Here is a 12,449-nt window from a genome sequence, read left to right on the forward strand (position 1 = left end):
GTTACCGTTTTTTCCCTTAGTGACCAGATAACAATTAGGGTAATACCCATTATTAAGGACTAGGATCGATGGGGTAAAACTTAGGTAACCATTACAAACATAAAAAATAGCAGGATGATTGCCACTACAAAATTTTTTATCGGTATTGATATTTCCAAACCGCACTTCGATGTTGCATTAATGGCCGTTGTGAACCATGTAAAACAGGAAATAGCCACCGCACGGTTTGATAACACCGCTCCAGGTATAAAGCTATTTGAGAAGTGGTTGAAATCTCAGAAAACCACATTCAATGGGGACTCCCTGGTTGTCATGGAAAATACGGGGATCTATCATCGTTTAATATGGACTTTCTGCAGCAACAGAAATCTGCCCATCCATATTGGCAATGCCGCCCATATCAAATGGAGTTTTGGGATAGCAAGGGGCAAAAATGATAAAATAGACAGTATCCGTTTATGCAACTATGCCTTTAAGGAAGCGGATGACCTAAAGGCTACAGCTGCCCTGGATCCCGAACTGATGCTCCTGAAAGATCTGATATCAGCGAGGACAAAGCTGCTCAAACAAAGGTCCGGCATTAGCGTTTCGGTAAAAGAACTTGGCAATGTCAATGGTAAAGAACATCAGAAACTGATTGAAAAAGCACTTAAAAATGCAATTGAGGGTATCGCAAAGTCAATCAGGAACCTCGAAGATCAGATCAAAAAAATTATCACAGGAAACCAGGGTTTCAAGCAGAACTACAAACTATTGCTCAGTATCCCTGGGATAGGACATGTTACCGCAGTATACCTGATTGGCTGCACTGGAAATTTTGCAGGGCGCCCCAGCGGAAAAGAACTGGCCTGTTATGCAGGGGTTGTACCATTTGAACACAGCAGTGGTATAAGTATCAAAGGTAAAACAAGAGTACACCGGATGGCCAATAAAGAGCTTAAAAGATTGCTGCATATGTGTGCATTATCTTTGATTCAACATAATCAGGAATTCAAAACATATTACAATAGAAAAAAGGATGAAGGGAAGCACAGCATGAGCATAATTAATGCCGTTAGAAACAAGATAGCATTAAGAGTTGCTGCTGTTATAAAAAATCAAGCCAGCTATAAAAATAACTATAAAATAGCTGCTTAAAATTTGTTTTTATCATAACAATCATTTCGACCGGAGTGCAACGGAGTGGAGAAATCTATTTTGCTCGTTTCTGAGTCGGTTAATCCGAAAGCAAATTTTGTCATTCTGCAAGCAGTGAAGGATCTTTATACTTAACCTAAATAGCCACCGATTTTTAACCATATAAGAAATATAAGATCATGTAAGCCCCCTGGTGTCGATTAATCATCATGCGGTTCGTCCTCCTGAACTTGTTTTATTAGTTGCATTGATTGTTTTCAATGGTCTAATAGCTAATCGTGGTCAGAATCTATGTTGCACGGTTGTTTATTAATTCAAAACCAGGATGCAATAGGCATTAAGTTCCGGCCTGTGCGCAAATGACGCTCTCGCCCATACCAATGAACTATTGACCAATGAACAAATGAACAATCGGTCTACCTCCTTTGGTTCCCTTTACTCTGGTTGATAATCGCTTCTTTATTAATAGATTTATTCGTTTTAACCGGTGTATCCCCCTGTTTCCTTTTCAGGTTCCGGCGATAAGCACCAGAAATTTTCTGAATAAACTCCTTAAAAGTATCAAACTGCTGGGTATATACCAGACCGAAAGAGGTTACGTTTGCGGTTGAACTAATCCCGCTGTTTAAGAATATACTCTGTTGCGTGGGTGGTTTATTTGCCGCTTTTACCGTCAGGCTTCCATCTTTTTTAATCAGGAAAAGTCCCTCAACCTCTCTGCCTACATTATCTTTAGAGAAATCGATAACGGTAAAATCGTTGGCACTATTCCGGTCTACAATACCGGCATTAATAATTAAACGATCGTTAAAGAATTTAAACGATGCGTTGGCCTCGCTTAACGAACGTACGTTCAAATCGACAAAGTTTAAGTTTAACGAAGAAAGTACGTTGTTAAACTGATTAAAAACCAATTCCGTAGCTGTACTGGTAGCAGTTGAGCTCAACTGGTTCCCAATCGACTGCCCTCCATTTCCGGGAGCGAAACTTCTTCTGATAATTAAACTGAATGCCTGAAGGTTCAGGTTGTTCTGATCGCTAAAATAGGTTTGCAATTCTTCTTTAATTGAAGGTTGTGCAGGGAAATTGATATCGAGCTTAATATCCGGTTTTAGCAGTAAACCTGTTAAGCCCATCTCTACCTCGGTATTTACCCTTTGGTTGGCATTGCTGCTGGCATCGCGGTTTGCCGCCTTGTAAAGGTCGTTCAAACTTGCCCTTAACGCGTATACCGCTTTTAAGTTAATCTGTGCCGCAGTAGGATTACCTGTCCAGCGGATGGTTCCACCTTGCCTGATCTCGAATTTTTTGTTGATCACCTCCTGGGCTGTAAAATCAAAACTTCCGGTCTCAATAATATAATCGCCAGACATTTCGAAATCACCGACACTATTGATGTTTAAGGCCAGCTCGGCATTACCCTTGCCACTTAAATTGCCCAGGGTGGTATATATGTTCGCTGTGGTATTCGGATCAATGGTTAATTTGAAACTCAAGGTTAAACCATCAAAGTTTGTTCTTTTCTTAACCAGCACAGTCGAATCGCGGCTCACGAAATTAATGAAATCTTTATCCGATATGGTTTCAGAGCTGTTTAGCGGTAGGTTAAATATAGTTCCTTTTTCCGTTTTCGCCTTAATGTCGATCTTCATTTTATTGGTCGGGCCCGTAAACGTAAATACACCTGTGCCATAGGCCCGGCCATAGTAGATGGAATTGTCTTTCGCGGTAGTGTTTAAGGCCATTAGGCTGTTGGCATTCACCTTTACATTCAGTGTCGGGTAGTTAATATCATTTAAATCTACGGTTCCGCTTGCTGTGGCTTCGTGGCCCTCCAGGTCGTTAAGTACAAAATCTTCGAGGTTAATTACACTATTGTTTACTTCAACCTTATCGGTAATCACGTAGGTGGTTTTAAGGTAGTTTACCATCAGCTGTCCCTTATCTAACGATAAAGTTCCGTTAATTTCTGGTTTGTCTAACTTACCTTTTACGGTTAAATCAGCTGAGATATTTCCTTTTAAATTGGATACCAGTTGTTTAACAAAAGGCTCCAGTACGGTGAGCTTGCTGTCATCCATTTTAACGCTGAGGTCGATTACTTTTTCTTTTAGATCGAGATTTCCGGTCAGTTTAAAATTCTCCGAATTGTCGGCCACAATGCGGGTAAATACATTAAGCTTTTGGCTTTCATTGCTGTATGATGAGGTATCGGTTAAGGTACCGATATAGATATCGTTAAAGTTTAACGAATCGATTTTTAAGTCGTCTGTTACCCTGAGTGTTTTTAATACGCCATACATATCAGTCTTCCCGTTAACGTTTCCACCCAATTTAACACCAAAACCTTTGGTAAAAGGGTTCAGGGTTTTTAAGCTAAAATCTTTAAAGCCAACGCTGATCAAATCTTTAGGGTCTTCAGAAATTAATCCATCAATAACAACCTGTTGCTTTCCGTTGGTTAAATCGAAATTACTGATCTCGGTTTTACCATTGTTCAGCACAATTCGTACTTTCTCCTGGATGCGCCATTCTTCGTTATTGATTTTTAAGATAGAAGGCAATACGCTTAACCTTGCCGTAGTATCCTGGTTTTTGGTAAACTCTACCAGTCCGTTTAAATCGAGCTGATTATCTTCGTCGGCGTTCGACATTTTTACGTTGAAGGCCAGACTGTCGTTCCGAAGGATGTTGGAAATGTTTACATCTTTAATAAATAAACTGTCGTTAAGCTGCACCCGGTCAGAAGTTACAATCAGTTGAAGCTGTTGTGTGGTGGTATTTTCATCGAGGATGATATTGTTTACGATAATGCCATTGTATTTTAGTTTCTTTACAAAACCATTCAGCGTGGCGGTATTATTCCGCGAATCGAAATCTCCGGTTAATGTAGCGCCCTCTTCTAATTCCAGGCCTGGTACAAATATCTGCGCCAGCGGTTCGAATTTTTTAACCTTCAGGTTAAACTGAAAAATCTGGTTTTTGTATTTTATAATATCAGCCTTTAATGAAGGGATATAGGTTTTTGCGATGGCTTTATAGTAAGAAACAATAGAATTTAAATCATATTCTCCTTTAATACTGGCATCTAAAATATCCGACCGGATATCCAGTACGCGGCTGGCACCTGTGCCATTGGCCATTAATTGTACCGAATCTACAGTATAAATGCCTTTGGGATTTTGCAGCCTGATCTCTTCAATCAATAACTTACCGGATATGTTATTCAGGTTGGTGCCCGAAAAATTAGTGGTAAATTTGGCATCCACCATCAACGAATCTTTCAGGAGTTTTAAGGCTTTTAAACGGGCCTTGGAAATGGTTGCGTTAAAATTGAATACCGGCAGTTTAGGGTTCAGGTTAACACCGCCATCAAATACCAGTTTAATGTTTCGGTCGTTAATGCTCAGCTTGCCATCAAAATATTTTTTATCAAAGGTGCCATCAATCTTTACGTTACGGTACCTGTATTTGTTAAAGTCGATATAATCTACATCGCCGTTTATTTTTTCGGTTAAATCTTTTAATTCCGTTCCGCGGCCTTTTACATATAAAGAAGAGCTGATCCGGCCCAGGCTTTTTTCATCAAGCAGGTTACCCAGGTTAAAATCGTAGGTTTTTACGTTCCCGGTATACGACGGAATATCGTTTTTATCGATTTTCATATTCACATCCGAAACGATGCGGCCCAGTTTGGTTTTAAATTCGCCGTAGGCAATAAAGTCGTTTTGGAAACCCGTAAAACTTCCGTTGAAGTTAATGTTGCCAAATTTGTTTACAATTACCGGAACAATTTTCTTTTTGCTGTTGGTAATGCCCGCCAGCACTTCCTCAAGATCGGTTTTATTTGTTCCTGCCATTTCGATGTTCAGGTCCATAAAAGTTTCTTTCCATTTCGGAAGCCCTTTTAAAATAAAGTCACCTTTAATGTGTGTAGCCTTCCCAGTCCTTAATGATAATTTTTTGGCTTTAAGGTTATTCACTAAACCTGTAATCTGACCATCAACATCGAGGTCGAGTTTCATGGTATTCATTTCAGGTGCAAAAAACGCAACATCTCTGGAGGTGATATGACTATCTTTAAAAATAGCCTTCATCCGTACATTGTCTACGTAATGGTTAAAATCTTTATAGCTTTTAAATCGCATCTGGTAGTAGTTGGTTAAACGGCTCTGATTGGTTTCGAGCAGCAGGTTTTTCAGCTCTATGGCATTACTGTCTATCGTGGTTTGGGCCGTTAAGTTTTTCAGGTAAAATCCGCTACGCTCTTTAAAAGTGAGGTTTTTGATATTGGTTTTAATCAAATGGTTTTTTGTGTCCAATCCTTCAAAAATTCCACTCAGCTGTTTAACGTTTACGTTATCGAAGTTTACACTTTTGCCCTGCACGGTATCTTTTGCACTGTAGTTGATGTACCTGAACGCAAACTTATTTAAAATAAGGCGGCCTAGATTTACATCAAAAGGCTTACTTTTCTTTTTCTTTACCTTAGGTTTACCAGAATCGAAGTAGTTAATGATAAAATCGAGATTAGAAGACTTATCTTTGAAATCCTTTAGGAAAAACTGGCCATCGTTAATTTGAACGGTACTGATATCAATGATCTTTTTATCGATAGATAATTGATTAATATCGACCATAAACTGAGGCGTGCTCAATAAAGTGTCTTTTTGTAAATCTAAAACCAATAAATCTTCGAGTACAATAGATTTAAAAGGCTTGATATAGAGACTCTTGATTGATATAGTGGTTTTAAGCTCTTTAGATAAGTATGCGGCAGCTTTCTGCGCAAAATAAGTTTGAACAGGCTTAAATTGTAGCGAAAAAATAAGAAGCGCAAGCAGCAAGATGATTGATGCGATTACCCAAAGGAGTATTTTAAATAGTTTTTTAATAATTTTGCAGCTTAAATATTAATAATTTGTCTGTTATACTTGCTATCGAGTCTTCTTGCGATGATACATCCGTTGCTATTTGTAACAATGGCAAAATTACTGCCAATGTTATTGCAAACCAAACAATTCATCAAAATTATGGTGGTGTTATACCTGAATTAGCTTCAAGGGTACATCAACAAAATATTGTGCCTGCCGTGCAACAAGCTTTAATTAATGCTAAAGTTACAAAACAGGACATTAATGCCGTAGCTTTTACACGGGGCCCTGGTCTTTTAGGATCATTATTGGTCGGTGTTTCTTTTGCTAAATCTTTTGCATTAGCTTTAAATATACCTTTAATTTCTGTCAATCACATGCATGCGCATATCTTAGCGCACTTTATTGATGATCCTAAGCCAAGTTTCCCCTTTATCTGTTTAACCGTTTCGGGCGGACACACACAAATTGTGTTGGTAAAAGATTACTTTGATATGGAAATTGTTGGCGAAACATTGGATGATGCTGCTGGCGAAGCTTTTGATAAAACCGCTAAATTACTGGCTTTACCTTATCCGGGAGGACCACTGATTGATAAACATGCACAGCATGGAAATCCTTTGGCGTTTAAATTTGCAGAACCACAAATCGCTGATCTGAACTTTAGTTTTAGTGGTTTTAAAACTTCTATTCTGTATTTTATCAGGAAGCAGGAAAAAGAAAACCCTAATTTTATTGCTGAAAATTTAGATGATATTTGTGCATCGGTTCAATATAGTATTGTGCAGATTCTACTGAACAAATTAAAGAAATCAGCAAAACAGTACGGGATTAAGGAAGTAGCTATTGCAGGAGGTGTTTCGGCAAACTCTGGTTTACGGAACGGGCTGCAACAAGCTGCCAATGAACTGGGCTGGAATGTTTATATACCGGCGTTTCAGTACTGTACGGATAATGCAGGCATGATTGCTATTGCAGGTTACCAGAAGTACCTGAAACAGGATTTTGCAGGGCAGGATGTTTCACCAATGGCGCGGATGGAGTTTTAGTTTTGGTTCATTGGTCATTGGGTCATTGGTCATTGGTTCATTAGTCAATAGTTAGTTGCCTAGAGTAGTTAACTTTTAATGGTAAACTGGTAACTGAAAACTGATTAATTCCCTTGTTCGTCATTATCAGGAACGAAGCAATCGTACTATGGTTGTTAACGCAATGTATCTCCGTGTTTCTGTGCTTCCGTGGCAAAAAACTGTAAACCGCCAACAGAAAATTGGCAACTGGAACGGATGGATTATCAAGAGAAATTCATCTGCTCTTTAAACTTCCGACTTCGGACACCCGACCTCGGACCAATAAAAACTATTAAATTAAATACAAATATGAGCGGAGCATCTTTAATATTTTGGATTGTTTGTGCGGTACCTTTAATCGGCCTGTTATACTGGTTGATCAGAAAAGATAAAAACAAGCTTAAAGGAAGCTGGGGTGTAATTATTCTGGGTGTCCTGGTTATTGCTGCACTTTTGGTTATTGTATATGTAACCAAAGATTTCAGCGCCATTTTTAGCCAGAATTAAAGAAGAAATTCTAATTCTTATTTAGACCTATTCTTATTAGTGTATATTTTCTATCTTTGCCGAAAATTAAAGATAGATGAAAAAAACTATACTCATCGTTACCATCTTCGTATGTAATCTTCTTTTGGTACATGCCCAAAACGTGAAGATTGAAGGACACATAAAGGATAAAAGAAATGAAGTTCCATACACCACCATTTCTTTGCCGGGCCAGAAAATCCAGGCTGATAGCAAAGGTTATTATACCTTGTATATCAAAAGCGGTGTTCCGTTTACTATTCAGGTAAATGCTGTTGGATATAAGTTATTTACACAGCAAATTGCGGCGGTAAGGGCCGATACAATTATTAATTTTGTATTGGAACCGGTAGCCAATGCGCTGGATGATGTGATAATTTCTACTTCAAGAAAGCCGGAAAACATTAAAAATATTACCACTTCAGTTAGTATTGTAAATAAGAAAAAACTGGAAAAAGAAATGGCTATCACGCCAGATTTAAGCACAATACTGGCCAACCAGGTGCCAGGTTTTGCGCCTACAGCACAAACCGGGAATAATGTAGGACAAAATCTAAGGGGCCGCCCAATGCTGGTGATGATAGATGGTGTTTCTCAATCTTCGCCATTAAGAAATGCAGAAGTAGATTTGAGGTCGATAGACCCTTCAGTACTTGAGCGTATAGAAGTGGTAAAAGGTGCCACAGCCATTTATGGTAATGGTGCTGCCGGAGGTTTAGTGAATTACATTACCATGGTTCCGGATACAGCAGCCAGGTTTGGTGGTAAAACCCAGCTTAATTTAAACGGATCGTTGGTTAAAGTCAAAAACTCCGAAGGTGGCCGGATCAACCAAATGTTCTATGGAAAACTGGGTAAATTTGATTACGTGGTAAGTGGAATGTATGAGCAAACCGGCGAATATAAAGATGCAAAAGGTGATGTGGTAGGGCCAAACTACAGTTTGGGCGAAACCGATAGCTATAATGCTTTTGCCAAGTTAGGTTATGTACCTGCAAAAAATCAGCGTATTCAGCTTACCTATAATACATACAGCAGTTTGCAGAACAGTAATTTTACTTTGGTAAACGGTAATCTGGTAACAGGTCAGAAAGCAACAGGTGTACTTGGAAAACCACTTGGGATTCCGACCGGGGTTGACTATAATCACAATTTAAATCTATCGTATAAGATAGATAGCACCTTTCTGCATTCGAGTTTAAATGCAGATGTTTATTATGAAACCAGAAAGGATGTATTTTATGTTTCGTTAGGGCGTTTTGATGGAGGCGATGGGCAGTCGCTTGCTAAAAATGATAAAAGGGGGGCACGTTTGTTTTTGGAAACACCAATATTGAACCTCGACTTTTTGAAAATGAATCTGGCTTATGGTGCAGATTTCATGAAAGATAAAACCGCACAGCCGCTGGTTGATGGGAGGGTATGGGTACCAACGATGAATATGACCAACATAGCACCTTTTGCACAGGCAGATTTTAATATTTTAAGCAAGCTTGTATTTAAAACCGGTTTGCGCTACGAAAATGTAAATATAGCAGTTGATGATTACCGGACATTAAGAACTACCGGAGCAAACAATGCTACCATTACGCCATCTTTTGATGTAGCCGGAGGCAATTTAAAATACAGTACTTATCTTTTTAATGCGGGTTTACGGTATAATCAATTTAATGTTTTTAGTCCCTTTGTAAGTTTCTCTCAGGGTTTTTCCGTAATGGATATTGGCCTGGCATTACGCGATGCCAAAGTAAACAGTATTGATAAGATCAATACGGATGCGGTAAAGGTTAATAATTATGAGGCTGGTTTTGAAAGTAAAATTGCCGGATTAACATTTTCTGCAGCGGGTTATATCAGTACGTCTAAGTTAGGTATTGAAGTGGTTTATGACCCTGCTACAGGTTTATTTAATACCGCAAGGAACCCTGAAAAAATTTATGGTTTTGAATTGGCAGCCGATTACCATTTGTTTGATCAGCTGGGTTTAGCTGCAAGTTACAGTTATACAGAAGGCAAGCGTGATATTGACAAAAATGGAAAGTTTAACGATGCTGGCGACTTGTATCTCAATGGCCGCCGTATTTCCGCGCCAAAAGTTACAGCTTCAGTAACCTATAGTCCGTTAAAGGTGTTGGATTTAACACTAAACTATACCGGTATCAACTCACGTAACAGATTTGAAAAAAATGCTAACGGCATATATAATGGAAATGAAGGAGCTGTAAAAGCGTATCATTTATTCAGTTTTGCGGGAATTTATCAGGTGAAAAAGAATACTAAACTTACCTTAGGTATAGATAATATATTTAACCAGGATTATTTCCCGGCAAGGGCACAATGGTTTATGCAACCGGGCTTTTATTCAAAGGGGAGGGGTACTTCGGTAAACTTTGGTATCTCGGTTAGTTATTAATCACATCTAAGATAGAAAAAGCGCCCGGATTTTTAATTGGGGCGCTTTTTTATGTTTAACGGAATTGATCTGGCTTATTTTTCAGCTAATTTATCGCCGGTTACTTCGGCTTTGATTTTAATTTCCAGTTCTTCTGCAAGTTCAGGATTGTCGCTTAACAATTGTTTTACAGCATCTCTACCCTGACCTAGTTTGGTATCTCCGTAAGAGAACCATGATCCTGCTTTCTTGATGATACCAAAATCAACACCTAAGTCGATGATTTCACCATTTTTAGAAATACCTTCACCAAACATCACATCAAATTCTGCGATACGGAAAGGCGGAGCCACTTTATTTTTAACAATTTTTACTTTAACACGGTTACCGGAAACTTCGTCAGAATCCTTGATTTGTGAAATACGACGGATATCTAAACGAACCGATGCATAAAATTTCAAAGCATTACCACCGGTTGTGGTTTCAGGGTTACCAAACATTACCCCAATTTTATCACGTAACTGGTTAATGAAAATACAGCAACACCCGGTTTTAGAAATTGTTCCGGTTAATTTACGTAAGGCCTGACTCATTAAACGGGCATGTAAACCCATTTTACTGTCGCCCATTTCGCCTTCAATTTCACTTTTAGGAACCAAAGCGGCGACAGAGTCAATTACAATTACATCGATAGCGCCCGAACGGATTAAGTTATCGGCAATTTCTAATGCCTGCTCACCATTATCTGGTTGAGAGATTAAAAGGTTATCCGTATCTACACCCAGTTTCTTCGCATAAAACTGATCAAAAGCATGTTCTGCATCGATAAAAGCAGCAATACCGCCTTTTTTCTGTGCTTCGGCAATAATGTGTGTAGCTAAAGTTGTTTTACCAGAAGATTCCGGACCATAGATTTCAATTACACGGCCTTTTGGAATACCACCAATACCCAAAGCAATATCTAAACTGATTGATCCGGTAGAAATAAAATCTATTGGTTCAATGGCAGAATCGCCAAGTTTCATGATGGTGCCTTTACCGTATGATTTCTCTAGCTTATCTAAAGTAAGTTGAAGGGCTTTTAATTTATCTGGATTTGCAGTGCTCATTTCTTTTTTCATTGATTGCGTAAATATAATTGATTATCGGCTAATATACTTAAATGTTGATATTTATAATGCTAAAATATTTAGCTAAGTTAAATGTTTTTTAGCTAATGTCAATAGTAAATTAAAAATAATTTTAAGCTTTTAATTTATCTCTTTCGTTTTGGGCAGTTAAACGTTCGAAATACCTGCACATATAGGTAATTTCGCAAACATCGCATTTAGGGCTTCTGGCTACACAAACGTAACGTCCGTGCAGAATAAGCCAGTGGTGTGCAATGTGGATATCGTGTTCCGGAAGGTTTTTTACTAAATCTTTTTCAACCGCCAACGGAGTTTTGCCATTGGTTAAACCCAGGCGGTTGGCTACGCGGAAAACATGGGTGTCAACCGCCATTGCCGGTGCATTGTAGATTACAGAGGCAATTACATTGGCTGTTTTGCGGCCAACACCTGGCATTTTCTGTAGATCGTCAATCCCCGAAGGCACCACGTCGTTAAATTCGTTAAGCAGGATATTAGCCATGCCCACCAGGTGTTTTGCCTTATTGTTTGGGTAACTGATGCTTCTGATATAATCGAAAACAATATCGGGAGTAGCTTCGGCCAGGGCTTTAGCATTAGGAAAGCGCTGAAAAAGTGCAGGGGTTACCATATTCACCCTTTTGTCGGTACATTGTGCAGACAGGATTACGGCCACTAAAAGCTGGTAAGGGTTATTATAATGTAACTCGGTTTCTGCATCAGGCTGCTTGGCCGAAAAATGTTCTACAAAAAGTTTGTAGCGTTCTTTTTTAAGCATTTGCAAATATAGGTTAAAGATGGAAAATGTAACTGCTAAATTGGAAGAAGAGCATGTAGAACGGAAGAACCGGAAGATAAACTGTAATTTGTCATGCTTAGTGATAATTTATTTGTCGCTATGAATTATATAGGAAGCTTTCAGTCCTGACCAGATTTGACGGGTAAGGTAAAGGCATGAATCAGTTCAGGATTGGGAGCGCAATTTGGTGCTAAGATTAAGGTTTTTTCCTGTTTTCCGCTTTTACGCTTCGCTGCCTCGTACCTCGTTGCTGCAGGGTAACGCTGCAACCAGGGCTAGGTGGGCAATACAGTATTTCATTTTTTAGGGTTTGCAGGCCGCATAATCCCCTGTTTCTAGACCTAAGGGATCAGATAGATATTGGATGAACGTGGGATATTACTAAGGAGTTTCGCCGTTTTTGCAGTAACCTTTGTTAATAAACCCGGTAGGAGCGTGCATCCCGATTTAAGCACCGGTTTATGTTACATTTTGGTGTGCTTGCTTGTTTACCAGGTTTCTATCGGGATAAAGCGGATAACG

At 39.0% G+C, this 12,449-nt stretch carries 7 protein-coding genes; 4 read left to right on the forward strand and 3 right to left on the reverse strand.

Going from position 1 to position 12,449, the window contains the following annotated elements; translation table 11 throughout:
- The first annotated feature begins 114 nt into the window (after positions 1 to 114).
- On the forward strand, positions 115 to 1,137 hold the full coding sequence (locus FFJ24_RS00560) for an IS110 family transposase (protein WP_138817962.1): 1,023 nt from the start codon (positions 115 to 117) through the stop codon (positions 1,135 to 1,137).
- Positions 1,138 to 1,553: 416 nt separating this feature from the next.
- Here the strand turns inward: FFJ24_RS00560 and FFJ24_RS00565 are convergent, their stop codons facing one another.
- A complete protein-coding gene (locus FFJ24_RS00565) occupies positions 1,554 to 5,984 on the reverse strand; it encodes a translocation/assembly module TamB domain-containing protein (protein WP_138820257.1) in 4,431 nt (1,476 codons plus the stop codon).
- A 74-nt stretch (positions 5,985 to 6,058) separates the two neighbouring features.
- On the opposite strand from FFJ24_RS00565, the gene tsaD reads away from it, so the two are divergent.
- From tsaD to FFJ24_RS00580, 3 genes are all read left to right on the forward strand, one after another.
- On the forward strand, positions 6,059 to 7,060 hold the full coding sequence (gene tsaD / locus FFJ24_RS00570; protein WP_138820259.1) for a tRNA (adenosine(37)-N6)-threonylcarbamoyltransferase complex transferase subunit TsaD: 1,002 nt from the start codon (positions 6,059 to 6,061) through the stop codon (positions 7,058 to 7,060).
- 330 nt (positions 7,061 to 7,390) lie between these two features.
- On the forward strand, positions 7,391 to 7,588 hold the full coding sequence (locus tag FFJ24_RS00575; RefSeq protein ID WP_138820261.1) for a hypothetical protein: 198 nt from the start codon (positions 7,391 to 7,393) through the stop codon (positions 7,586 to 7,588).
- 76 nt (positions 7,589 to 7,664) lie between these two features.
- Positions 7,665 to 10,019: a TonB-dependent receptor gene (locus FFJ24_RS00580; protein ID WP_138820263.1), complete on the forward strand. Its 2,355-nt coding sequence runs from the start codon at positions 7,665 to 7,667 to the stop codon at positions 10,017 to 10,019.
- Positions 10,020 to 10,093: 74 nt separating this feature from the next.
- Here FFJ24_RS00580 and recA read toward each other — a convergent pair whose 3' ends face one another.
- Positions 10,094 to 11,107, reverse strand: a complete 1,014-nt coding sequence (recA, locus tag FFJ24_RS00585; protein ID WP_057935221.1) for a recombinase RecA — start codon at positions 11,105 to 11,107, stop codon at positions 10,094 to 10,096.
- 133 nt (positions 11,108 to 11,240) lie between these two features.
- Entirely contained in the window at positions 11,241 to 11,906 is a 666-nt protein-coding gene (nth, locus tag FFJ24_RS00590) for an endonuclease III (RefSeq protein WP_029280284.1), read from the reverse strand.
- Between the last annotated feature and the right edge of the window lie 543 nt (positions 11,907 to 12,449).

This window comes from Pedobacter sp. KBS0701, assembly GCF_005938645.2.
GTDB lineage: Bacteria > Bacteroidota > Bacteroidia > Sphingobacteriales > Sphingobacteriaceae > Pedobacter.